Source organism: Vulcanisaeta distributa JCM 11217 (assembly GCF_001316005.1).
Lineage (GTDB): Archaea > Thermoproteota > Thermoprotei > Thermoproteales > Thermocladiaceae > Vulcanisaeta > Vulcanisaeta distributa_B.
The window spans coordinates 18159-41598 of record NZ_BBBJ01000006.1 but is presented as its reverse complement, the minus strand read 5'-3'; the positions used below and the strand labels follow the sequence as shown (position 1 = coordinate 41598).

General features: G+C 44.4%; 26 protein-coding genes and 5 pseudogenes. 18 read left to right on the top strand and 13 right to left on the bottom strand.

All coding sequences use genetic code 11. From position 1 onward, the window contains the following. Positions 1-34 precede the first annotated feature (34 nt). The 4 genes and pseudogenes from JCM11217_RS07255 to JCM11217_RS14970 all read left to right on the top strand — a co-directional run bounded on the left by JCM11217_RS07255 (position 35) and on the right by JCM11217_RS14970 (position 3692). Positions 35-1688: pseudogene (locus JCM11217_RS07255) on the top strand (CTP synthase). Between the two features lie 101 nt (positions 1689-1789). Continuing rightward, on the top strand, positions 1790-2191 hold the full coding sequence (locus tag JCM11217_RS14980; RefSeq protein ID WP_243678688.1) for a hypothetical protein: 402 nt from the start codon (positions 1790-1792) through the stop codon (positions 2189-2191). Beyond that, positions 2185-2763 carry a hypothetical protein gene (locus JCM11217_RS14975; protein ID WP_243678687.1) on the top strand — a complete coding sequence of 193 codons (579 nt, stop codon included), beginning with the start codon at positions 2185-2187 and terminating at the stop codon, positions 2761-2763. Before JCM11217_RS14980 ends, JCM11217_RS14975 begins: the two co-directional genes overlap by 7 nt. Before the next feature lie 35 nt (positions 2764-2798). Then, positions 2799-3692 (top strand): hypothetical protein, encoded by an 894-nt coding sequence (locus JCM11217_RS14970; RefSeq protein ID WP_243678686.1) that lies wholly within the window; start codon positions 2799-2801, stop codon positions 3690-3692. Here JCM11217_RS14970 and JCM11217_RS07245 read toward each other — a convergent pair. From JCM11217_RS07245 to JCM11217_RS07235, 4 genes are all read right to left on the bottom strand, one after another. Then, positions 3685-4821: a PLP-dependent aminotransferase family protein gene (locus JCM11217_RS07245; RefSeq protein ID WP_054842519.1), complete on the bottom strand. Its 1137-nt coding sequence runs from the start codon at positions 4819-4821 to the stop codon at positions 3685-3687. The two genes, JCM11217_RS14970 and JCM11217_RS07245, sit on opposite strands and share 8 nt — an antisense overlap. A gap of 22 nt (positions 4822-4843) precedes the next feature. Continuing rightward, positions 4844-5044: a hypothetical protein gene (locus JCM11217_RS07240; protein WP_054842518.1), complete on the bottom strand. Its 201-nt coding sequence runs from the start codon at positions 5042-5044 to the stop codon at positions 4844-4846. A gap of 126 nt (positions 5045-5170) precedes the next feature. After that, positions 5171-5248 (bottom strand): hypothetical protein, encoded by a 78-nt coding sequence (locus JCM11217_RS14965; RefSeq protein ID WP_243678771.1) that lies wholly within the window; start codon positions 5246-5248, stop codon positions 5171-5173. A gap of 23 nt (positions 5249-5271) precedes the next feature. Next, positions 5272-5466, bottom strand: a complete 195-nt coding sequence (locus JCM11217_RS07235; protein WP_243678685.1) for a hypothetical protein — start codon at positions 5464-5466, stop codon at positions 5272-5274. A gap of 87 nt (positions 5467-5553) precedes the next feature. On the opposite strand from JCM11217_RS07235, the gene JCM11217_RS07230 reads away from it, so the two are divergent. Further along, positions 5554-6339, top strand: coding sequence for a peptidylprolyl isomerase (locus JCM11217_RS07230; protein ID WP_054842517.1), 786 nt, complete (start codon positions 5554-5556; stop codon positions 6337-6339). Between the two features lie 51 nt (positions 6340-6390). Next, a pseudogene (locus JCM11217_RS07225) lies at positions 6391-7040 on the top strand (proteasome subunit beta). Between the two features lie 3 nt (positions 7041-7043). Here JCM11217_RS07225 and JCM11217_RS07220 read toward each other — a convergent pair. The 5 genes and pseudogenes from JCM11217_RS07220 to JCM11217_RS07200 all read right to left on the bottom strand — a co-directional run bounded on the left by JCM11217_RS07220 (position 7044) and on the right by JCM11217_RS07200 (position 9163). Beyond that, positions 7044-7740, bottom strand: a pseudogene (locus JCM11217_RS07220) (endonuclease III). A gap of 5 nt (positions 7741-7745) precedes the next feature. Continuing rightward, positions 7746-8261 carry an NUDIX hydrolase gene (locus JCM11217_RS07215; RefSeq protein ID WP_054842516.1) on the bottom strand — a complete coding sequence of 172 codons (516 nt, stop codon included), beginning with the start codon at positions 8259-8261 and terminating at the stop codon, positions 7746-7748. Between the two features lie 34 nt (positions 8262-8295). Next, positions 8296-8490: a 50S ribosomal protein L24e gene (locus JCM11217_RS07210; RefSeq protein WP_054842515.1), complete on the bottom strand. Its 195-nt coding sequence runs from the start codon at positions 8488-8490 to the stop codon at positions 8296-8298. Between the two features lie 41 nt (positions 8491-8531). Continuing rightward, positions 8532-8717, bottom strand: coding sequence for a hypothetical protein (locus JCM11217_RS07205; protein ID WP_243678684.1), 186 nt, complete (start codon positions 8715-8717; stop codon positions 8532-8534). A 77-nt stretch (positions 8718-8794) separates the two neighbouring features. Beyond that, the gene (locus JCM11217_RS07200) at positions 8795-9163 is read right to left on the bottom strand and encodes a hypothetical protein (protein ID WP_054842513.1); all 369 of its coding nucleotides are present in this window, start codon (positions 9161-9163) and stop codon (positions 8795-8797) included. Positions 9164-9403: 240 nt separating this feature from the next. Between JCM11217_RS07200 and JCM11217_RS07195 the strand changes: the two genes are divergently transcribed. The 11 genes and pseudogenes from JCM11217_RS07195 to JCM11217_RS07155 all read left to right on the top strand — a co-directional run bounded on the left by JCM11217_RS07195 (position 9404) and on the right by JCM11217_RS07155 (position 17247). Continuing rightward, the gene (locus JCM11217_RS07195) at positions 9404-9664 is read left to right on the top strand and encodes a hypothetical protein (RefSeq protein ID WP_243678683.1); all 261 of its coding nucleotides are present in this window, start codon (positions 9404-9406) and stop codon (positions 9662-9664) included. After that, entirely contained in the window at positions 9594-10691 is a 1098-nt protein-coding gene (locus JCM11217_RS07190; protein WP_243678682.1) for a transglutaminase-like domain-containing protein, read from the top strand. The genes JCM11217_RS07195 and JCM11217_RS07190 overlap by 71 nt, the downstream gene beginning before the upstream one ends. Positions 10692-10764: 73 nt before the next feature. Continuing rightward, positions 10765-11505, top strand: coding sequence for a DUF58 domain-containing protein (locus tag JCM11217_RS07185; protein WP_054842510.1), 741 nt, complete (start codon positions 10765-10767; stop codon positions 11503-11505). Beyond that, positions 11502-11918: a hypothetical protein gene (locus JCM11217_RS07180; RefSeq protein WP_243678681.1), complete on the top strand. Its 417-nt coding sequence runs from the start codon at positions 11502-11504 to the stop codon at positions 11916-11918. The genes JCM11217_RS07185 and JCM11217_RS07180 overlap by 4 nt, the downstream gene beginning before the upstream one ends. Positions 11919-11921: 3 nt before the next feature. Beyond that, positions 11922-12449, top strand: a complete 528-nt coding sequence (locus JCM11217_RS07175; RefSeq protein ID WP_243678680.1) for a hypothetical protein — start codon at positions 11922-11924, stop codon at positions 12447-12449. Positions 12450-12485: 36 nt separating this feature from the next. Continuing rightward, a pseudogene (gene infB / locus JCM11217_RS07170) lies at positions 12486-14299 on the top strand (translation initiation factor IF-2). A gap of 183 nt (positions 14300-14482) precedes the next feature. After that, positions 14483-14743, top strand: a complete 261-nt coding sequence (locus JCM11217_RS07165; RefSeq protein WP_054842507.1) for a hypothetical protein — start codon at positions 14483-14485, stop codon at positions 14741-14743. A 2-nt stretch (positions 14744-14745) separates the two neighbouring features. After that, a complete protein-coding gene (locus JCM11217_RS14960) occupies positions 14746-14904 on the top strand; it encodes a hypothetical protein (protein WP_243678679.1) in 159 nt (52 codons plus the stop codon). Positions 14905-15253: 349 nt separating this feature from the next. Beyond that, the gene (locus tag JCM11217_RS14955; RefSeq protein ID WP_243678678.1) at positions 15254-15583 is read left to right on the top strand and encodes a hypothetical protein; all 330 of its coding nucleotides are present in this window, start codon (positions 15254-15256) and stop codon (positions 15581-15583) included. An 8-nt stretch (positions 15584-15591) separates the two neighbouring features. After that, complete coding sequence (locus tag JCM11217_RS07160; protein ID WP_243678677.1) at positions 15592-16761, top strand: hypothetical protein; 1170 nt, start codon at positions 15592-15594, stop codon at positions 16759-16761. 75 nt (positions 16762-16836) lie between these two features. Continuing rightward, complete coding sequence (locus tag JCM11217_RS07155) at positions 16837-17247, top strand: hypothetical protein (RefSeq protein WP_054842506.1); 411 nt, start codon at positions 16837-16839, stop codon at positions 17245-17247. A 13-nt stretch (positions 17248-17260) separates the two neighbouring features. Here JCM11217_RS07155 and JCM11217_RS07150 read toward each other — a convergent pair whose 3' ends face one another. From JCM11217_RS07150 to JCM11217_RS14950, 4 genes are all read right to left on the bottom strand, one after another. After that, entirely contained in the window at positions 17261-18535 is a 1275-nt protein-coding gene (locus JCM11217_RS07150) for an ATP-binding protein (protein ID WP_054842505.1), read from the bottom strand. Between the two features lie 129 nt (positions 18536-18664). Next, entirely contained in the window at positions 18665-20086 is a 1422-nt protein-coding gene (locus tag JCM11217_RS07145) for a 4-hydroxyphenylacetate 3-hydroxylase N-terminal domain-containing protein (RefSeq protein WP_054842504.1), read from the bottom strand. 108 nt (positions 20087-20194) lie between these two features. After that, complete coding sequence (locus JCM11217_RS07140; RefSeq protein WP_243678676.1) at positions 20195-21055, bottom strand: acyl-CoA dehydrogenase; 861 nt, start codon at positions 21053-21055, stop codon at positions 20195-20197. Positions 21056-21121: 66 nt separating this feature from the next. Further along, a complete protein-coding gene (locus JCM11217_RS14950) occupies positions 21122-21427 on the bottom strand; it encodes an acyl-CoA dehydrogenase family protein (protein WP_243678675.1) in 306 nt (101 codons plus the stop codon). Between the two features lie 255 nt (positions 21428-21682). Here JCM11217_RS14950 and JCM11217_RS07135 point away from each other — a divergent pair. After that, positions 21683-23386, top strand: a pseudogene (locus tag JCM11217_RS07135) (long-chain-fatty-acid--CoA ligase). Positions 23387-23440: the final 54 nt, after the last annotated feature.

The following is a 23440-nucleotide window of genomic DNA, read 5'->3' as shown; positions in this document are numbered from 1 at the left end:
TAAGTATTAAATATTAAGCTGTACCGTGCTTTTTATGACGACAAAATACATCTTTATAACTGGCGGTGTATTATCAGGCTTAGGTAAGGGTATCACAACAGCATCAATCGGAAAAATCCTACAGGCTAGAGGCTATCGGGTAACGGCCATAAAGATAGACCCGTACTTAAACGTTGATGCTGGCACAATGAATCCATTCCAGCATGGTGAGGTCTTCGTAACCTTTGATGGCGGTGAGACGGACCTGGACCTTGGGCATTATGAGCGATTCCTCGACATAGAGGTCCCGAAGTACCACAACATAACCAGTGGGCAGGTGTATTACACAGTCATAAGGAGGGAGCGTAAGGGCAAGTATCTTGGCCAAACGGTTCAGTTAATACCGCATGTTACTGAGGAGGTGAAGAGAAGAATTTTGCTCGTAACGAAGAGGGAGAAGCCAGATATAGTGTTGATAGAGATTGGGGGGGTACCGTGGGTGATTATGAGGGATTACCATTCCTTGAAGCCGCGAGGCAAATGAGGCTTGAGATGCCCAATGATGTATTATTCGTGCACGTAGCCCTGGTACCCATATTATCAACGACAGGAGAACTCAAGACAAAGCCGTTACAGCATAGCGTTGCTGAGCTTAGGAGGGTTGGTATTCAACCAGACATAATAATTGCCAGGTCACCTAAGCCGTTAGATGAGCAGACCAGGAGGAAGATCTCACTATTCACTAACGTACCCCCCCTTGACGCCGTTTTCACATCGTATGACGTCGACACGATCTATAAGGTACCACTAATACTCGAGGAACAAGGCCTGGGTAAGTATATACTGAATAAGCTTGGCTTAGCCAGGTGGAGCCTAAACTCGATGATTGGGTCGCCTTTGTAAATGCCCTTGAGAATGGGAAGGAGGAGATCAACGTTTACATGTGCGGTAAGTACGTTAAGCTTCACGACTCTTACATAAGTATTGTTGAGGCTATTAAGCATGCAGCCGCTAAATTAAGGCTTAAGCCAAACATTATTTGGTGCGATACTGAGGAGATTGAGAGGGACCATGTTAAGGTTGCAGAACTTAACAATGCGGATGCAGTGATTGTATTACCGGGATTCGGCGCCAGGGGGGGTGTTGAGGGTAAGATAGAGGCCATTAAATACGTGCGTGAGAATAACATTCCATTCCTCGGCATATGCTATGGGATGCAACTTGCCGTTGTTGAGTTTGCAAGGAATGTCGTGGGTCTTAAGGGTGCTCACACGACTGAGGTTGATCCAAACACGCCTTACCCAGTCATTGACATAACACCTGAGGAGAAGGATGTTGAGGAATTAGGCGGCACAATGATACTTGGTGATAGGAGGATTAATATCGTGAAGGGCACAATCGCGCATGCCATTTATGGAACCACGGAGATTAGGGAAAGGCATAGGCATAGGTATGAGGTTAATCCCAAGTTCTTCGACTTACTTAGGGAGAAGGGTCTCGTGTTTTCCGCTTGGAGAGTTGACGTGCCCAGGGTTGAGATGATAGAAATACCAGGCCATTACTTCTTCGTGGCAACTCAATTCCACCCAGAATTCAGGAGTAGACCGCTGAGACCGCATCCGCTATTCGTTGCGCTCCTAAGGGCTGCTTATAATAGGAAGCATGGGTTGCCATCGCCTTACAGCGTGAACACCACAATATATGCGTGATCAGTTTTCGAAGGCTCTGTCATTCAATCCTCCGCGAACTGCATCATCACTTGGTTATTTTGTGTGTTTGTATTATTTATAATCCCTTCTTAGTTATTACCGTGATAAGGCGTGCAGTTTGGATGGTAATCATTGCGATATTTACGATGTTGCCTATTCTTGGTTATGCGCAGATAACCATTAATTATATAGGCGTTAGTATTTACTATAGTAATCAGACGTATACCGAGACTATCAACGTAACGAATAATCAATTAGTAATACCAATATACCAGTACTGCTCGCAGGGAGGCAATGTATTATTTAGTGCATATCTAGATCCACTATCAAGCCTGGGCATAGTGTCTGCATCCCTAATACTGTACAATGGTTCCTCAATAAGCGTTCCAGTCATTAATTATAGCCCTAAATATGTTAGTATGTGGATTAATTGCTCATTACCCATATACGGCGTTTACCTTGGCATTGGTTCGTATGGTTCATACCCACTTGAGGCTTGGTAATACCTGGCTCAAACATTACGTATACGTTGACCCAGGGCTCCATGAACATATCAATACCATCAATCCCAGGGCTAAATTATCTATTCTCAATCGTTAGGTTAATATCGATATCGCCCGCTAAGGCTGGCATTGGCAATTACTTAACGGCGGAGTTGGGTATGGAGTATTCAAACGTTAATATTGGTTCAATAAGCACGTATGCTGAGATAGCCACGTACATCACGTACTCGAGTAATGTGGATGTTACGGTCAATGGGACGACGTACGTAGTAATAACACCATATTACTACGTACCAATAACAAATACTCAGAACCTAATACTAGCCACTTCGTCAAACCCCATAATAATGCTTACTGGCGCACCATGGATTAAGTACCACTACAGTAATTGCACATCATCTAACCCAGGAATTCCAGGAATAACCCCATGGACCACCTACTTATCATATACCCCCCCCTACTGCACTATTAACACCTCGGTTAATCCAATCACCATAAACATAATTGGCGCCTCAATGCAGGAATTGAGATGCAATAACGTATTTATAACGACAGGGGGGGTGGCTCAATAATAGGCTTAGTAAGTAATTTAACCGTGAATCCCATATTGAGTAGGGCGTTGTACGTAACCATTAGCGGTATAAAGACCATAGGCATTTACCTAAACTCAATACCCACATCGACAGTCACGGTAAGTCTCCCCCCCTTGGTTCCTCGTTCAGAAATATCGATAATTGATGAGGCAGGTAATCCATTAAACGCCCTGATTTACCTAAACATTAATGGAACGCTTATACCGCTCATAAATGGGTCATGTATTTACCCGGGTACATACGACGTGTATGCATTAATTAATGGTGAATTAATGAACCTGGGCCCAAGCACTATTTACCAGGGTAGTTCATTGAAGGTGCCTATATTTACTAACTACACCTTAAACATAACGATACTAGGGAAATGCCCGGACCTGAATCTGGAATTATTAATTAAGTATGACGGTAATCAATACGCCATTCCACTAAGTGGTAATAATCAAGTGGTGAGTATACCCAATGCTGTAATTGGTGGTCAAGTGCAAGTGGAACTGCTTGGTAACGGGTCATTACTTTACCAGCGTGAGATAACGATAAATGGCAGCAGCCCAGGGAGTCTCGTGATTAATCCACGCATGATAAGCTTCACGCCTGTGGACCTATTAAATAATGCGTTACCAAATGCGGTGTTAAACATTGGTAGTCTATATTACGTTGGTCCAGGCAGATACTGCGTGCCCGTTAACTCATCAATTGGTATGGTTATCTACGGTAGTGATGTGTATGTGGTTAATATAACCAGTAATAACGTCTATGTCAGAGTTTGGACGTTTGGGGGGGCGTTAGGCATTAAATCATTATTGATAATACTTGGCTTATTAACGCTCCTCATAATAATTGCATCAATAATTAAGGGGGGGTTAAGCAATGGTGGATCTGGTGGTGATGAGTACGTAATCATTAAGTAGCCATGATGATATCACTTAACGCCTTCACACCCTCCCTTATTAAGTCAATACTTATTGAACCAATACTAAGTCTTGCCGTGTTCTCCATTTTCCTATTAATGAAGAATCTACCACCAGGGACAAACACTATACCCTGCCTAACACTCCTTCTCAATAGTTCCCAGGCATTTACTCTAGTATTTATGAATGCGTAAAACCCGCAATGGGGGGGCCTATACATTAGGGCATTCGGTAAATGCTCATCCAACGCATCAATTAGTTCCTTAAGCTTCCTAGGATACAGCTCACGCGCCCTTTTCACGGCATCATCAGCAACGCCCCTCCTTAATAAGTCGTAGGTTAGGTATTGACTAAGTGTTGATGCTGCAAAGTCATGCTGCTCAAGCATTTCCAGGTTATTCCTTAACGCACCACTGGTTATTACAAACCCAATCCTTAGACCAGGCCCCAACACCTTTGATAACGTACCAACGTAAACCACATCATCACTCATAGATTTAAGGGTGGGTTCCGTATTGGGGGGGTATAGCGATGTGTATGGATCATCCTCAATAATTATTAACCCATGCTCCCTCGCAATCTCAATTAGGTGCTTCCTCCTATCCATGCTGAGGGATACACCCGTTGGATTGTGGCAATTAGGCACTGTATACACAATGCCAGGTCCGTACTTCTTAACTAACCTCTCCAACTCATGCGTGTCCATTCCATCATTATCAATGGGAACGCCGATTAATCGAGCCCCCTGAAACCTCATGGGTGCCACGGTCTCTACGAACGTGGGGGGGTCCTCAACATAAACAGTGGTCCTTCTCCTCATCAGTAATTGCGATAATAACTTAATGGCATGTTGAGCACCAGCGGTTATTATTATGTTCCTCCAATTGGCGTTTATGCCGAGAGTCCTACTGACGTATCTCGATAGTTCAACCCTTAACTCCTTTAAACCACCAGCACCTGGGTATGCTATGATTGCCTTACCAAACTCCTCATAAACCCTTTCAAAGGACTTCCTCAGTTCATCAATTAGTAATAAACCTGGGTCAGGCGCACCACTGGCGAAGTTATACTTAACACCCTTCCTCGCTAGCCGGCTGGCTAATTCAACGGGTGACCAGTATAGCCTCATTAAGCCCTTACTTGACTTTAACCTATTTATGCTCTTCCTGCCAGCGTCTCGTTAATTCCCTCCTCGCCCTGTAATATTGCACCACAGAGAATATTACTAGGGCTAGGAATATTAAGAAGATTACGTATGTAAACCAGATCAAGGGCTGAGTTATCTGCGGTTTACCGAAGGTTATGAGTATTGGTATTGGCACAATTGGGAATATGACGATTGCACCACCCACATTAGGGATGATGTATACGAACTACTTACTCCCATGGCGATGGCCATTATAATGGCTATAATGGGTATTAAAACTGCGAGGATTATTAGTAAAATGCCGAGTTGGTAAAGTCTCATGATAATCACCTCACACAATACCGGGCAGTAACGTGAGTATTACGAATAACACTACGATTATTATCGTGAGTATTATAGCCCACTTAATGATGGATGGGTCATTACCAAAGACTATCGCACAGGCCCTATCAAAACAACACCGCCAACCCCCCCCGACCTCCTCTCCTCACCCTCCTTCTCACCCCCCCTCTCCTGTTCCTCCCTTCTATGTCCTCTCATTACATCGATTATTATAAGTACGATACCTAATAATGCCAGTATTATCGATAGCGTTACTGCGATACTAATTATGTAAGCTATATTCATTATAATGTGTATTTCCTAGGGGGAATTAAAACCTAATTCTCCTGCGACTTAAAATTTAAAAGGGGGCGGTCAATCGTTTCATAGCCGATGCCGTTTCAGAAGGGTGATTACGTACTGCTTGAGTACACGGTTGTTGATAAGGATGATAATAAGGTCGTGGAGACCACGGTAGAGGATAAGGCTAAGGAGGCAGGTATTTATAGGCCTGATGAGGTTTACGAACCACGATTAGTAATTATAGGTGAGACCAAGCTCTTTGAGCCATTGGAGCAGGCGATAATGAATTCAAGTGAGGGTCAGGAAATAACCGTGGAGATACCGCCGGACAAGGCCTTTGGCCAGAGGGATCCGAGTAAGGTCAGGGTTATATCCATTAGGGAGTTTTATAGGTATGGTAAATTGCCCAGGGTTGGTGATATTGTTGAGGTTAATAACCAACAGGGCAGGGTAGTTAGCATAACGGGCGGTAGGGTAACCCTGGACTTCAACCATCCATTAGCGGGTAAGACACTCATCGTCACGGCTAAGGTAATTAGGAAGCTCGAGACAACCGAGGATAAGGTTAAGTACATAATTAAGCAGTACATACCGAGGATTGAGATAGATAAGGTCAAGGTCGAGCTTAGTGAAGGTGGCTCCATAGTAACGATAAAACTACCCATTGAGACTTTATTCATGGAGAACATAGGCACGATAAAGGCCAGGATAGCCGATGACATTGGGAATAGATTCACAAGCGTGAATAAGGTAGTCTTTGTTGATGAAATAGAGATTAAGAGGGAGGCTGAGACAAAGCCTGCGGAGGCTAAGGCTGAGGAGAAGCAGGCAGAGTCAAAGCCCGAGACGCAGCAGGCACAGCAATCCTCTCAGTGAATTAAAGGATCAGGTTAAGATTTATTAATAAAGCAGTTCTCATTGAGATTGATGTTCACAGCGGGCAATGAGAATCTTAATAGATTAATGACTGGAACAACCACGGTAGGGATAGTGGTTAATGACGGCGTCGTTCTAGCCACAGATAGGAGGGTAACCGCCGGTTACTACATAGCCCATAGGAGAAAGGGTGTTAAGATTTGGAGGATTGACAATCACGTGGCGGCGACGATGAGTGGTGGTGTTGCGGATCTGCAGAAGGTGCTCGATGCATTAACGGCGACGGCAATACAGTATAAGATAGAGACTGGCAAGCCAATATCAATAAGGCCCTGGCCAACTATGCATCCCTCATTGTGTTCTCAAGCAGGCCGTTCATTTACCTGGTTCATATGATATTCGGTGGTTGGGATCCTGACGAGGGACCTGTAATATACATGCTTGATTTCTTCGGGACGCTGACCCGGGAGACAGAGTTCATGGCGACAGGTAGTGGTTCGCCAACGGCATTTGGAGTACTTGAGGATGGCTATAGGAAGGACATGAGCATTGAGGACGCGATCAGGCTTGCGGTTAGGGCGGTCAGGTCAGCCATTTACCACGATCCAGGAAGTGGCGAGGGTATTGACGTCGTGACGATAACAAAGGAGGGCTATAAGGAAGTTGATTCGGAGCCATACCTAAAGGAGCTAATTCGATAAAAGCTATTGAGCAGTCTTCGTCTTTACATTACTCATGTAGTAATTACAAACATCCTTAAACCCACACACGTCACACCTCGGGCTTCTCGCCTTACATACATCCCTACCAAACTGAATAAGCTTAAGGTGGACCTCCAAGTACCTATTTGGGTCTGGAGTCAATATGCTCATCCAGGCCCTTTGTATCTCGCGGTAGTTCCTCGACTTAGCAATGCCGAGTCGAATGGATATTCTAGTAATGTGAGTATCGACGGGAAACGTCGGCTTACCCAGGTTAACTAGTATGACATCGGCGGTCTTCTCACCGACGCCGGGGAGTTCGAGTAATGCTTTCCTAGCCTCATCTAAGGGTGAGTCTATGATCCATGTTAAGTCGCCACCGTACTTCTCAAGGATAACCCTGGACAACTCAATGATCTTCCTAGCCTAATCCTATGCATACCAGCGGGTTTAATAGCATCGGCGAGGGCATCCTCACCAAGGCTAATTAACTTCTGCGGCGTTATATCACCGGCAATCCTAACGAGGTTCTCATAAGCCTAAGCGCATTCTTATCATTGGTGTTCTGCGTTAATATGGTTACAACGAGCGCCTTAAAAATGTCATTACTACTCCTAAACACATATAATGCCGCGAACTTCCTAGGCTCTATCTTGACATTGGCAAGGGCCCTTAGCACAAACTCCTCGGTTAATCGCATGTGAATCACGCCTTAATACCCCGCTTAAGCATATATAGCGTTATCGCCAATGCCGACTTGGCATCCCTAATGTTACCGCTAAGTACCATATTTATGGCATCTTTAAAATCAATAATTAATCTATCAATAACCTCATGAGGCTCAGGCTTCGGCTCCCTCAGGCTCTTAATATTAGCGTAATAAATCGTTATGTACTCAGTTGAGTATCCAGGAGATGTGAAGCCTTCAAATAATTTCTCGAAGTAATCAACCTCAGCCCCAATCTCCTCTCTCAATTCCCTAATCAATGCCTGTTCAGGCCTTTCATTACTCTCTACGACACCGGCCGGCACTTCAATGATATAATCATTAACAACAGGTCTAAATTGGCGTAGTAGCACGACCTTATTACCTTCATAAATCGGTAATGCGGCTACGGCATGAGGAAAAACGACCTTTTCCAGGTTCATCTCATGTCCGTTTGGTAGAGTTACCCTAGATACGTCCAGCGTAACACGCCTGCCTTTATAAACTATGACCATTACCTAAATTAATGAGGACCTCCTTAAAAATCTCTCATTTCTGTGCCTTAGCGCTCTTTGTCTCCTTCCTTACCCAGGCCAGTTTCCTTGGGTCGCGGTTATACTTAATGGCGCTTACGAAGCACTTCCTACTGCAGAATCTAAGTACTGTGCCGTCAGCCTTAACGTACATTATCCCAGTGCCTGGCGGTATTGGTCTTCCACAGAAGGCGCATGTGTATATTCTCATACAGCGTCCGTACTCAATAATGATTTTTAAAGTTTATGCAATCAAATCCTCCTGAGGACTCTCTTAACCAGTGCCATGAATCTCCTGCAGTCAATCTCCCTATTACCATAAACCCCCCCCTCCTCAAATAGCCTTATCATCTCCTCAACCGTCTGCCGATCATGAATACGATCAATTATGTAACTACCCAATTCCCTATGTGTTATTCCTGGCTCATTAATCTTCATTCTCCGTATAATCTTTACGATGCCATTTTCAAGGCACTCAGGGTATCTCATACCCCCCCTTCTCACGTATATTGTTATTAATGACGATGGATGATCACGAGCATTACAACGATGATTATTAATGGAAATAGGTAATTAATGCTCCAAGTGATCTCACGCCTACCAATCTCCCTAGTACCTCCCGTCCCACTTAAATTACCTGCTAATGAATGAGCGGCGGAATTACCTGCATTGCCTGAACTCTCCCTGATTACCCTATTTTCCACAGTATTGTAGTACTGCCCATATTGAGTATTAATCACGCTTTGATTGGGCATTCTCTCAATACTAATTATGTATATTGATGAGCTACCCAGGAAACCCGTAATTACATAGGAAGTATTATTAGGTAAAACGAGTAACCCAGTGAAGGCCTCATTTATTGATTCAGTACTTGGGGAGACCACAATGACTATACCATTAATTAATGAACCATTTACCGTAAGCGTTACGTTAATAATAGGCCATGCTATGGCTCGTAATTACCACTATATAAGTAATTCGCCTGCGTTGATGCTTCAATGCCCTGCGCATTTATTAATACAATAATTAATGCAATAAGGATTAGGGAGTGCAAAAGAAATTTTTTGAGGCTCATTAGAGGACTAATTAATGAATGCATTAATAATGCTTTTGCTAGGGGGGTAATGCTTGCGATTAGACCCGCAGCATCGGGCGCGTCGGTGTCCTACTCAATATCAATAAGCGCACCTTACTTCGTAGTTGCGAGTACTAATAGTGACGTAATTATTGAATTACTAACGCAGCAGAGCGGAGTTAAGTATGCAGTAATTATAATACCGAGAGCATCAATTAAATTAGTAGGTCCTAATACTGTTGAGGGGGCAGGGAATTTTTCCGGGAATCCTCGACTTCATCAACAATACGGACTACATAGGTTTTTATGAGGGCTCAATAAATGGTACGTCATTTACGGGCACATTCATACCGATGATCGAGGTTAATAAGCCGGGTACATTATCATACTCCGAATCACCTAATTTAATCAGTGCGAACCTCACGATATATATCAAGTCAGAAATACCCGTGTTACTAAGGTATTTTGTATTTGATAGTTATAACTCAACAAGCAATGAATTAATTAATACGTGGAACTCCATCCCAGTAATTACGAGTTATCCGCCAATAACGATAAACCTTGCCGTTGGTACGGACTGCAATACCTACATTATTTATGAGAACTTCTCACAGCCTATTGAGGCAATACCAATTCCATTCATTATAAATATGGGTAAGTCATTAGTATTCGTAGTTTCGAACATAACGTTAATGTCTGTGATCCCATATTCTGAAGTTAGTATGCTTGAACCTGGCGATTTATTAATGAGTAAAGATCCTATTAATGCCGCGGTCTTTAAATTAACAGTATGCCGTATATCTCCGAGCCTCAATTACACGGGTATTGAGGCGCTGTATGCCAGGGATTATGCGGAACCACTTAGCATTAACATACCATGGGGGTTGATACCCGTATCATTCAATGCGAGTGGTATTTTGGCCATTAAGGAATTATTAAGTTATTTAAATAGTGGTCACTTCACGGTCTCTAACGCCACATACCCCCCCATTGATTATACGCTGATTAATGGCACCGGTAGCTATATGGATTACGTAGTATTAACTATGGCAATACTTAGGTCATTGGGAATACCAACCAGGGCGGCGCTAGGCTTTACTGGAGAGCGGCTGAGTGGTGATGTCTATGTGTATCACGTAAGCGGTAGTGCGGCAATCTGGGTTGAGGCATTTACGAACTTTGGTTGGGTAGCCTTTGAGCCGATAAGTACCTCTCGGTTTAATGATTATGCCCAGTTATTGTCAATCGCATTATATACGGCATTGGTATCCCTTTTACTGATGGTTCCGTGGATAATAGGGTACTACATATATTATTACTTAAATAAGAAGTCCTGAGTTCGTTCCTCCCCTTCAATAAAATTATTAAATTAAAGGGTTACATAATAAGAATTGGCGTGGGCATGAGAAAATGAGATCCATTATTAGGGATAATGCGATTTTAATGATTTATGTGGCATTGGCACTATTAATGTACCTAGGGATTTACGCTGGGAATGAAGCACCATTACTGACTGGCGTTGGCCTATTTCTAATATTTACATCGTACTTTCTAACATGGGACTTATTAACCACCGTAAGCCTAAGAACTCTTAGGATTACCCATGAACTAACGCAAACAGGGCAAGGTATAATATTGAGTATTGCCTTATCATCACCATTACGCTTAAAACTACCTACTCACGCATCCCTTATTTGCTCACCCCACCTGCTATGTAATGATGATTATTACGTAGTAATAAATGGGCCTCAGGAGCAAATAAACGTAAGGGCTAGGTGGTTTGGCGTTGCCGAGGTTCTGGGGGGGGTCATAATTAAGGTCTCGGACCCACTCGGTATTATCAGGAATTCCCGCTTTATTAAGATTGGGCGTGAAGTTTCGATAGAGCCTGTTAGGCAGGTGTTATTTAGGGTGGGTGGTCAAAGGGTGTCTGGCGATTACGTGAATAGTGCGGCGTTGACCGAGTCTAGAATGGGTGATTTCATGTATCTAAGGAATTATGATTTCCTTGAACCGGCCAGCAATATTCATTGGATGACCAGCGCCAGGGTTAATGACTTAATAAGTGTGGTGAGGTCTGAGACAGGTAGTGCGCCCAGGCTTATAATAATGGAGTATACTCGAGAATGCTTAAGCCCGTGGGTGATATGAGACCAATTGATGAGGCGTTGATGTATTTAAACCATTTAAAGGGTATGAACTTCATACTCGTACTAATTGGTAATGGCCTGGTGAGGTCATTAAACATGGCGTCAAGCGCCTCATTGGCGTATTTAGAGCTTAGGCTTAGGGAGTTGGTAATGGGTTTTGAGGATAGGCAGGAATTAATTAATAGGGCTATGGGCATTCTTGGGAAGTATGTAAGGGAGGTAAGTGCTGATGAATTAATGCGTCTCCTCTATCCAACAGGGACTGATTACGGTTTATCGAGGGAGGATGCCAATATTATTAGTAAGTACTTACGTAAGAATTCCCTATTATTAATAACTAAGGAGTCACTTAATGATTTAATCAAGGCCGATATCAACCTTAGGGATGTGAATGTGGTCGTCATTGGTGAGTGATCTATGAGACGTTTAGAGCTGTCGGTGGCCGCGGGAGTCACGATCTTATTAATAGTTAATTTACTAACTTATGAATTAGGGCTAAGGGTTCTTGGCATGATTGGCATTACTGCTATCTTATTATCATACGTGATAATCGCCGTAAGGCCCGTGTACTTGCAATATCTCTTTATTATTATTGAGGCATACTCAATTAGTGAGTTATTCCTGGTGCATGCGGGTGTGTATTATGCGTTAATTCTTTCGTTATTCGTGCTTACTGCTCTTATGGTGTTTCTGCTATTAAATAAATTGTTTAGTATCCCTATTTTCTTAATATCGTTGATAGTTCTTGCATTGTCTATCGTACTTACCTATTACTTATATGCGTTATTAAGTCGCGTAATATCTACGTACATGGTAATACTGGGTATTAATGCTTATTATTTCGTATTGGTGCTTTCTTCGTCGCTTTCTATCCTCACTCTATTCCTAATAACCTTACTACTAAAGAAGGTAATGCCTGAATTACTGCGTCATAAAGAAAAATGATTTTTAAATCAAGCCTACCCATCATTCTAGATAATTATGAGTAAGGTTGATGCATCATTAATGGATTACAGACCACCAATCACCGTAGTTGTTGGTCACGTCGATGTAGGCAAGACACTACTCCTTGACAAGATAAGGGGGGACCTTCGTGGCCTATAGGGAGCCAGGCATGATAACGCAGCACATAGGCCTATCATTCATACCCTGGAGCGCCGTGGAGAAAATAGCCGACCCATTGCTCACGAAGTTTAGGCTTAAGGGTAAGGTATGGATTAAGGGCTTCCTCATGGTGGATACCCCAGGTCATGCAGCCTTTTCAAACCTGAGGCGTAGGGGGGCGGCTCCGTGGCTGACTTAGCCGTGTTAGTTATAGACATTACAAAGGGGGGGTTTGAGGAGCAGACCTACGAGAGTCTCACCCTAATTAGATCTAGGAATATACCGTTTGTTGTTGCGGCTAATAAGCTCGATAGGATATATGGTTGGGAACCTCATGAGAATGCGCCATTTCTTGATTCATACGAGAAGCAGAGGGAGGATGTTCAGGGTAGGGTTGAGGAGGCGATTGCGAGGATAATCGAGGAATTCAATAAACTAGGTATGGACGCAGACAGGTATGACAGGGTTAGGGACTTTAATACGCAAGTGCCTATTGTACCCACGAGTGCGGTCACCGGCGAGGGACTAGCCGACTTATTAGTTGTACTTGCTGGTTTAAGCCAGAGGTTTAATAGGGAGAAGTTGAGGGTTACGTATGGGCCAGGTAAGGGCGTAGTCATGGAGATTAGGGAGGAGAAGGGTTGGGGGGGTGCCACGGCAGATGTCGTGCTTTATGATGGGGGGGTGATTAGGAAGGGAGACTTAATAGTTACGGCAGGGCTTGAGGGCCCAGTAAGCACTAAGGTTAAGATGCTCGTCATGCCAAAGCCGCTTGACGAGATGAGGGATCCTGAGGATAGATATATGTTTATGGACGAGGTTAAGGCCGCGGCTGGCGTCAAGATAATCGCCGATGGCCTTGACCAAGTCGTCCCAGGCGCGCCTGTCTTTGTTGTTCCTCAAGAGGCTTCACTGGATGAGTACGTGAAGTTGGTTAAGGAGGAGGTTTCGGAGGTTAAGATTGAGACTGATAAGGAGGGTGTCATTGCCAAGGCCGATACATTGGGTACCCTTGAGGCAATGGTCATCTACCTCAGGAGTCAGGGCATACCCGTTAGAAAGGCTGATGTTGGTAATGTAAGTAGGAGGGACGTTGTCGAGGCCTCTATAGTCAGGAAGAAGAACCCGCTCTACGGCGTTGTCCTGGCGTTCAACGTTAAGGTTCCTCATGAGGTCGAGGTAGAGGCCATGCAGTATGGGGGGGTGAAGATATTTAGGAATGAGATCCTGTATAGACTCGTCGAGGAATTCACCCAGTGGTATAAGGAGCAGAAGACGAAGCTCATTGAGATGGAGCTTGATAAGTACATAAGGCCTGGGAAGATAAGGATACTCCCTGGCTATGTATTCAGGAGGAGTAATCCGGTCATTGTTGGTATTGCCGTGCTTGAGGGATTGATAAAGCCTGGATACCCACTGATTAGGGGGGGTGATGGTAGGAGGTGGGCACGATAATGCAGATTCAGGATAAGGGTAAGAACATACCAGAGGCTAAGAAGGGTATGGAGGTTGCAATATCTATAGAGGGTAACATAATGGTTGGTAGGCAGATTAAGGAGGGTGATGAGTTATACGTTGACGTGCCTGAGGAACACGCGATAACGCTAATGACACAGTTCAAGGATCAGTTAACGGAGGACGAAATAGCCCTACTTAAGGAGATACTGAAAATTAAGCGTTCATCAAAATAACGTCTTGATAATCATGCATTCGCATTGGCAATTGTCGATGTAAATATTATCCATAATAACGCACCTAAAGTACAGTAGTTTATGTATGACTGGATAATACTTATAAAGGAAAAATAGGCGAGAAGACACGGTGGTAACTATCTGGGACTGGAAAGGTATAGAATAGACCTTCCAGCAGATGAAATGCCCACGTACTGGTACAACATACTCGCAGACCTACCAGAACCACTACCGCCACCGTATGACCCAGATAATGGTAAACGACTAGAACTACTAAAGCAGGTAATACCATCAGAGCCGCTAAGGCTTGAGTTCTCCACGGAGAGGTTTGTGAAAATACCTGAGGAAGTCCTGGAACGCTACTTACAGGTGGGTAGACCAACGCCATTAATAAGGGCAAGAAGGTTTGAGGAATATCTAAACGCACCAGTAGGATTTACCTAAAGATGGAGGGCTACACATATACGGGTAGCCACAAGATAAACTCCGCACTCGCCTGGGTATATTACGCCCTGAAGGATGGAGCCAAGTTCGTAACCACGGAGACCGGGGGGGCTGGGCAATGGGGGGGCTCTGATGCGGAGCCAAGGCTCGCTGAGGACTAAACCCATGGCCAGCTCTCATGAATCCCTAAACAACTCGACCACGTACCTCATTGTCTTGCTTAGGGTTACCTCTCGTTCGTTAATTTTTATCTTTGCATGCGTACCTAACCTTGACTGTCCTCGGCTCGTTGCTCGTTATGATGTACGTGAGTTTGTACCTCGGCTTAAGTAAGTCACTGCTCATTGACTTTTTTACCTCAACCTCCACGTGGACCAAGGCTCCATTCAATCAAGTGCTTAAGCCAGTTCAGTACTTCCCTGGTAGTGATTTATTAGTCTCGTTGGGAGTTAAATCCATGGATGTCTCATGGCTCTTGAAGTCATTAAACCAAAAATCTGCTGGGGGGGTGTGAGGGTAAGAGGCTCGAGACGATTAAGGTGTGGTGAATTGGTCAATGACCCAAGGGTCATTGAGGAAGTTAATAGGCTAATCAACGAGTTCCTCAATAGGGTCGAGAGACATAAAGGTGTACTGCTTAATAATGAGGCAACGCCGTTTGATGAGTCAATCAAGGCGTTGAGTGATTGGCTGCCAAAGATTGGGGGGGAGAAGATTAATGAAGGCAACGACGAAGGCATAGCCAACCTGAGGAGGGCAATGCTCAATGCCGGAGAGAAAATGCTAAGGCTAGCCGAGGAAGCCAGGGAAAATGGCTTAAAGTCTATAAGCGAGAGCTAGGGGGGGAGTTGATTGAGGAGTTAAGGAACAATAAGGCGAGGATAATCATCAGCGGAGAGCCGTTTGATAAGGACAAGAGCCTCATGGTGCATCTATTCACGGAGAATCTGGCGGTTAATGTGGCGAGGGTGGCTAAGTCGGGGAGTGTGACAATAGCGCTGTACTTAACTGGGCTCGGTGGCTTCCACATAGTCATGCCAAAGCTCTTCAGTGAAAATATGCTAAGGGTGATGCAGTATGGGCTGTTATTGACTGACGGGTCAATTAATAAGAAGGGCTACCCAGAGATGGGTACGAACCAGCTTTGGCAAGTCATCGCCTGGCTAATGGCTTGGCCCGGGAGTAATTATATGCGCATAGATGGCGTGGGCGTTAATGACTGCGTGGGCATCACGTGGAATCTAATGGCTATTGACCATAAGGGCGTGTTTTGGAGTAAGGCTGAGGTTGCTGAGGAAGTAAGCAAATTGGTTAATGATGACTTCATGGTCTTCTTGTTTTTCGCTGTGCTTGGCGATGGTTATGTAGACGTTAAGAAGGAGTTGGTTAGGCTCTACATGGGTGAGTTAAAGCACAAGCTGTGGGGCAACATAATCGAGAGGTTGAGGAGCCTCGGGTTTAGGGAGAGGAATGAGAAACATAAAATAACGTACGTGGCTTGGTCCTCGAGGGCTGTTAATCTTATCAGGAAAATGCTTAGTGATGCGTTAATCAAGGCATTGATCGAGGACTTAAGCACCTTGCCTGATGCGGAGAAGCTTAGGAACTTAATTACGCTATCGAGCATGAGGATTAAGCCGAAGGGCAAGTCATCAATCGAGGTTGTTGGCGTAAAGATGAACGTTGGTGTGAATAACAAGGGCATTGTGGAGTTAAAGGTCACTCGCAAGGACTGTGAGGAGGCGAGGGCCATTTTGGATAGACTGAAGAGCGCTGGCTATGAGGAGACTAAGCTGAGTAAGCGGGGCAGTTACTTCGTGGTTTACATGGGCATGGACGCAATCAGGAAACACCCAGAGCTCGCCGCCAAGGTATGTGAGGTATTGAAGAGAATGCTCGACGAGGCAATACGCGAAGATAACAAAAAGAGAGCTTGGGGGGGGATAACCAAGGCAATGACAAAACTAAACTGCCCCCGCCCAAAGCCCACGGGCATGATAAAAACACTTCACCTATAGTTCCAATACTAACCACCATTAAACATTACTCTCCCAAGCCTATATATCGCGGTTGGAGCCATAGAAGTCCCGAAGGTGACTAAGGGTGTTTATAAGTACGATGACCCTGACACGGGTAGGGTATTGCCCCAATTGAAGATGTACACCATTGGTGCTGACTTCGTACCACCGCCAATCTATGCAGGTGGTTTGAGGTACCACGCCGTGGCGCCAACACTGTCCTACCTAATGAGTAAGGGGGGGTATGTTGAGGGGGGGCGGGATTATGACCAGGAAACCGTGTTTAGGATGGCCCAGGTATTTGCTCAGGTCGAGGGGGGGTACGTGCCAGCGCCGGAGACGGCCCATGTACTACCTGTTATTAAGGAGATTGCTGAGGAGGCCAGGAGGACTGGCGAGAGGAAGGTAATTCTAATTAGCTTTTCAGGGCATGGATTGCTTGACTTAGGTAATTACGCGGATGTTCTCGGCTTTGAGAAGGCATAAAGCATTCATGCGTTTAGCCTGATAAAAATACGTGGACAGGGATTACATCAACATCCTCTCTATCTCTCGATATTGTTATTACTCTCTTCATTTTACCTGCCCTGGCACTCACATGCTCACTTCTTCTTCCGTACTTCACCTCATAACCGGTGAAGTCACTGAGCGAAATAACATCAATCTCCCTACTGCCAATCGTGGTATAACCAACCTCGCTAATTCTAGCTAGGTGCGACGCTACAACCCCCCCTTCAACGATTATTGACTCATCGGGCACGTTTACACCAGTCCAGAACGAAACTACTCGGTATACGAATGGATCCATGAAGTGGACCTTAATCAATTTTCTATAGTCTTTATTCCCCCCCGTGTTAACATCAATGTAGTTAAGCACAGTAATTAAGAACATCTTATTCAGTAAATCTATGTATTCTGAAACAGTTCTGTGCGAAATGCCAAGATCCTTAGCTATTGAGTTATGGCTTATTCGAGAGCCAGCCTTTTCAAGCAATATCGAGAGTATCTCCTTGAGTAATCCCTCATCCTTACCAGCCCTCTTAGTATCATAAATTATCCAATCAATGTACGATTTATAAACGTCGCTCGTTATCATGCCAAAACTAAAGTAGGAATTTATTGATAAAGGAAAACCACCAGTCATTAAGTACTTTTCGAATAGGTTCTTAATCTCCTCATACCAGCCAGGCACCGCCTCAATCTCCGGCCTTAGGGCCTTTATGTATGATCGAAAACTAAGAGGATATAGAACAATATCCGCACCAAAGCCCCCCCTCCTGCCGGGGGGGAATGTCTCTATGTCACCCCCCCTTAAAGCGATGCTTGTTGAGCCCGTTATGGTAATAACATCATCTTTAAATAATCCCCCCCTATCTATGCCGTACTTAATCGCTCTAAACCAATCATTTACGTAAGTTATCTCGTCAAGGAATATATAGCTTGTTTTAATACCGCGTTCCTCCTTTATTTTAATATACCTCTTTAAAACATCAATTAATTCTTCATAATCAGTGAGCAAGTCACAGCTATAATAAAAAATGGCCTCAGGCCTAACTTCATGAAGTAAGTTCTTAATTATTAATTTGATCATTGTAGTCTTACCCACCTGCCTAGGTCCATAAATGAAATTTAGAGAAAATGGCTTAAGCGACACGGCATTAACCTCTTTGGGTATCCACTTGACCCTGGCGTTGTGCCATTTAATGATATCGGGATCCTCCTCAATATATTCCCTACCCCCCCTCCACCAGGGATTGAATTCTTCAAGGCTCATTATTGTTATTTTTAGTATCAAGAGATTTAAATAGATTTGTTATTTTTAGTATCAAATTCGATTACTTTTTTATAATTTAATAAATGCAATAATTAGTATTTTATTTTTATTTTACGAAATATTTATTGATTAAAGTTTTATTTTACTCAATACTTTATTTATTAATTCTTCTGCTTCTTTATAATTGTATTCCCTCAGCATTCCTATCTTACTCGCTGCTTCGGAGCCCTCCGCATGTATCATGGCCGTTAATAGGTAACCCATTAGGTGGCTCGCGCCTAATTCCCTGACCAGGCTCATTATCTTATATCTCGTATCACCATCAACCGCGCCTCTGAGGTACTTACTAATGTATTGTCTCTCCTCTGGGTTTATGTAATCATCGTGTGATGGCATTGTGGCTATTAAACCGCCTGCAATGTCTATGAGCCCATGCACCACGTCTATGAAGTGGGCATTAGCGTACAGCTTACTTACGTTTGTGTATACGGGGGGGTTTGGTACTGCAATGCCCTCGTCAATCCAGGGCTCCAGGGCGGCCGCCATGGCCCCCATCCTCATTATCTCCTTATACATAATCATCTGAACTAGCCAATCCCTAACGTGTGGCGCATTCTCAATCCCATTAGCCCTGGCAGCATAAAGTGCGGCGCCCAGGTATAAATTAGCCGTGGCCGCCCTATACGATATTGCCGTGAACCTATGATAAGTTGCGAAGGTCCAAGCCAACTGCCCAGCCAAGTCCCACTCCCCCCCGAACATGAATACTCTGTCCCAGGGCACGAACACATGATCAAAAATTGTCAATGACTCAACCTCAAACCTACTCGCCGCATTAACAGCGTTTGGATTACCATCATACTCAAGCACAGGCCTAACAATGAACTTGAGACCCTTCGTGTTAGCAGGCACAGCAAAAGCAACGGCGTAATCCTTATCACCCTCAACCATGGCCCTGTATGGCAGTACAATTATCTCATTAGCCACAGGCCCCCCCTGCGTAGTGTGTATCTTCGCGCCATTAACCACAATACCATCATCACGAACCTCAACAACCCTAAGGTACATATCCCTATCCTCCTGCTCATGGGGTCTCTTCGCCCTATTACCCTTAACGTCGGTCTGAGCAACCGCTATCGCCAGGTCATTCTTAACAACATACTCGTAGTACTTCATTACCCTGTCATAATAATTAGTGCCATATTTCCTATCAACCTTCCTAGCCACTATCATCAATGAGAAGAGCGCGTCACTACCTATTGCCTGAACTATATTAAATAGTCCGTCAAACCTAAGGGTATCCTCATAAATTAACTTGTATCTCTCGAGTAAGTCATTCGTATTCCTAGGAACTTTGAAGTACCTGCTTATACGACCATAATTAGGGTCATCATAAAGCCTATCCTTAACATCGAATAGGTCAGCCGCATGCTTAACGGCTATACTAATGATTGGATGCGTCGTTATATCATCAACCCTCTTACCCCCCCTGTAATAAACAACTCTGCCATCTCTAACCGAGTTTATGTAGTCTGCTGCTGACCTAGGCATGAATAACCTATAACCCCCCCAGGGTAAATAAGTATAGCTTATATATAGGCATGAACACTTAACGCAATTTATTTTACTTAAGTTTAAAATTAATTTAAGGAAAAAGTATTATGGTTTCCATACACCCCCCCTTCTTAATGCGTCAGTTATCGTTAATAGGTTTATTTCATTTGTTCCCTCATAAATCCTCGTAACCCTGTGATCTCTCCAATACCTCTCCACATCAAACTCCTCGAAGTACCCATAACCACCATGTATCTGTATCGCCTCATCAATAACCTGGTTAGCGGCGTCGGTTATGAATACCTTGGTCGCTGAGGTTATCGCAGCCATGGCCCTAGGGTCAATTTGGAACTTTATGTATGAATCAACGTAATACGCAGCCCTATATAACATGCTCCTTGAAACCTCAATTAACATAGCCATCCTGGCGAGCTTTTCCTGAATAAGCTGGAAGTTGATTATTGGCTGCCCAAATTGAATCCTCTTCTGAGCGTACTCGAGGGCCTTATCAAATGCGGCCAGCATTATGCCTAGGGCTATTGCGGCAGGTCCTAACCTAGATACGTTGAAGTAAGCCAGCGTCCAATAGAAGCCCTGGTTAATGCCCTTCTCACCGCCGACCACGTAATCAATGGGTACCTCCACATTATCGAGCGTTATCTCCCCCCCAACTGGAGATGCCCTTTGTCCCATCTTACCACTTAACTTCCTTATTTGAACGCCAGGCCAGTCGGTGTGTATTATGAATAGTGTCTGACCCCTATGTCTCTTCTCTGGGTCCGTCTGTGCAAGTACTATTCCGTACTTAGCCGTTGGCGCGTTTGTTATGAATGTCTTCACGCCTCTAAGTATGAACTTATCACCCTTCCTCTCAGCAACCGTTGATAACTGCGTTATGTCGGTACCATGCTCGGGCTCGGTATATGCGCCAAAGAACGTGGTTTCACCTCTATAGACAGGTGGCAAGTACTTCTTCTTCTGTTCCTCAGTACCAAAGAAATAGAGGAGATGTGAGCTGAAGGGCCCCCGACATTATTGCCTCGCCAAGGGTTGCTCCGCCCTAACAAGCTCCTCAGTAACCACCATATCCGCTAGGTATGTCGTGAATCCACCACCGCCATACTCGGTAGGTATTGATGGAGCAAGTAAACCGAGTTCACCAGCCTTCTTATATAGGTCCCACGGAAACTCCTCCTTTCTCTCATATTCCCTGGCGAGCTCGGGCGAGAAGTTTCTCTGGGCGAATTCTCTCGCAGTTTTTCTTAGTAATTTCAGTTCCTCTGCGTATTGCGGGAACAAATCCAGAATATCGGTCATTAAGTCAGACCTGGTTTTCACGTACTTAAGTCTAATCAGTAAATATCCTATATATGTGCTTGGTATTGATGCTATTTAACAGCACGTTATTTAACGATGCTGAATTTGCCATATTAAATTGAGTGATGTATCTTATTAACTGTATCCTAATTCTTTAGTCTTTGTTATTGTTTTATTTTTATCGGTTTTATATTTTTATTTTATCAAATATCTAAATATGGCTATATATTTATGATAAGGATTAAGCCTAAGGCTTCTTTTAAGTTTTATTTAATGATGTCTATTGAGGAGTTGGTGGAGAGGGCTTCGGAATTTTACGATTTCCCATTAACACTGACCAACCTCATAAAGTGGGGTGTTGATACATTTCCGGAGCAGGAAATAGTCTATGCGCCACCGGACGCGCCTAAGCTTAGGTTCACCTTCGCGCAGATCTGGGATAGGGTTAGGAGACTTGCCACGGCGCTTGAGCAACTCGGTGTTAAGCCGGGTGATCCCAAAAAGCTGGGTACTAGGGTTGGCGCGTTAGAGTGGAACTCGCATAGATACCTAGAGCTTTATTACGCGGTTCCGGGACTTGGCGCAGTACTGCATACGGTTAATGTGAGGTATTCACCAGAGGATATAGCTTACACTATTAATCACGCAGGTGATGAGATACTATTCGTTAAGGATGAGTTCCTACCACTGCTTCAAGCGATAATGCCGAAGCTTAAGACCGTTAAAAAGGTCGTTTTAATGACTGATAAGCCGGAGCCACCGCAGGTAAAGCTTCCTGGAGTTGAGGTATATAATTATGAGGACTTAATAAAGAGCTCGAGCCCGTACGACTTTAAGGACCTTGACGAGAGGACCGTAGCCACACTATTCTATACATCAGGTACCACAGGACCACCAAAGGGCGTATTCTTCACCCATAGGCAGTTGGTTCTCCATGCCATGGCCATTGCCATATCAACCGCCGCTCCACCCTATGAACTCAGTATTAGGGACGTCGTAATGCCGCTAGTGCCCATGTATCACGTTCATGCGTGGGGAGGCCCACATGCCATGTTCCTCGCTGGTCAAAAGTACGTATTCACTGGACGTATGGATTGGGGGCTATATACTGAGGACGATAAGTGAGGAGAAGGTCACCTACGTATATGGGGGGGTTCCGTCATATTATACCTACTGCTCACTCACCCTGACTCGCCAAAGTATGATCTTAGGGGGGGTCTTAAGTATGGCAACGGTGGCTCGGCAATGCCTGAGGGACTTTACAAGCTGGCCAGGTCTAGGGGGGGTATCATAGTAATTAATGGTTATGGTTTATCCGAAACAGCGCCTGTGATTGCCCAGGCATTATTTAAGGCCTCAACACTGAACTGGCCTGAGGATAGGAAGGAGAATTATCTAATGAAGGGGCTTAGGCAAATACCACTGACATTCATTAGGGTTGTTGATGAGTATGGTAGGGATGTTCCGAGGGATGGTAAGACCATCGGCGAGATCGTGGTTAGATCACCCTGGTTAACACCGGCCTACTTTAAGGATCCTGAGAAGACGAGGGAGTTATGGCGTGGTGGCTGGTTGCACACGGGTGATGTGGCTGTTTGGGATTCTGATGGTCATATATGGATTATGGATAGGCTTAAGGATGTAATTAAGAGCGGTGGTGAGTGGATCGTGAGTACGAAATTGGAGGACATAATTAGTACTCATCCTGCGGTTGGTGAGGTTGCCGTGATTGGTGTTCCTCATCCTAAGTGGGGGGGTGAGAGGCCTGTGGCGGTTGTCGTGCCTAAGCCTGGTCAAAGGGTTACGGAAGATGATATCAAGAATTACCTTATGCAGTTTGTGGAGAGGGGGGGTGAGATACCGAAGTGGTGGATACCAGACAAGGTAATAATTAGTGAGAAGGAATTGCCAAAGACGAGTACAGCTAAGGCCGATAAGAAGGTGCTTAGAGAACTTTATAAGAACGTGCTTTCGGCATGAAATATATAGAGTATATATTAATTAGCATTTAAAAGCACAGCAGCTATATGCATT

Excerpts from the sequence above, each read along its gene's own strand:
- JCM11217_RS07245 (WP_054842519.1), bottom strand. The coding sequence starts at position 4,821 with ATGAGGCTATACTGGTCACCCGTTGAATTAGCCAGCCGGCTAGCGAGG.
- JCM11217_RS07235 (WP_243678685.1), bottom strand. The coding sequence starts at position 5,466 with ATGAATATAGCTTACATAATTAGTATCGCAGTAACGCTATCGATAATA.
- JCM11217_RS07230 (WP_054842517.1), top strand. The coding sequence starts at position 5,554 with ATGCCGTTTCAGAAGGGTGATTACGTACTGCTTGAGTACACGGTTGTT.
- JCM11217_RS07215 (WP_054842516.1), bottom strand. The coding sequence starts at position 8,261 with ATGGTCATAGTTTATAAAGGCAGGCGTGTTACGCTGGACGTATCTAGG.
- JCM11217_RS07210 (WP_054842515.1), bottom strand. The coding sequence starts at position 8,490 with ATGAGAATATACACATGCGCCTTCTGTGGAAGACCAATACCGCCAGGC.
- JCM11217_RS07205 (WP_243678684.1), bottom strand. The coding sequence starts at position 8,717 with ATGAAGATTAATGAGCCAGGAATAACACATAGGGAATTGGGTAGTTAC.
- JCM11217_RS07195 (WP_243678683.1), top strand. The coding sequence starts at position 9,404 with ATGCTTGCGATTAGACCCGCAGCATCGGGCGCGTCGGTGTCCTACTCA.
- JCM11217_RS07185 (WP_054842510.1), top strand. The coding sequence starts at position 10,765 with ATGAGATCCATTATTAGGGATAATGCGATTTTAATGATTTATGTGGCA.
- JCM11217_RS07180 (WP_243678681.1), top strand. The coding sequence starts at position 11,502 with ATGAGACCAATTGATGAGGCGTTGATGTATTTAAACCATTTAAAGGGT.
- JCM11217_RS07175 (WP_243678680.1), top strand. The coding sequence starts at position 11,922 with ATGAGACGTTTAGAGCTGTCGGTGGCCGCGGGAGTCACGATCTTATTA.
- JCM11217_RS07165 (WP_054842507.1), top strand. The coding sequence starts at position 14,483 with ATGCCCACGTACTGGTACAACATACTCGCAGACCTACCAGAACCACTA.
- JCM11217_RS14960 (WP_243678679.1), top strand. The coding sequence starts at position 14,746 with ATGGAGGGCTACACATATACGGGTAGCCACAAGATAAACTCCGCACTC.
- JCM11217_RS07150 (WP_054842505.1), bottom strand. The coding sequence starts at position 18,535 with ATGAGCCTTGAAGAATTCAATCCCTGGTGGAGGGGGGGTAGGGAATAT.
- JCM11217_RS07145 (WP_054842504.1), bottom strand. The coding sequence starts at position 20,086 with ATGCCTAGGTCAGCAGCAGACTACATAAACTCGGTTAGAGATGGCAGA.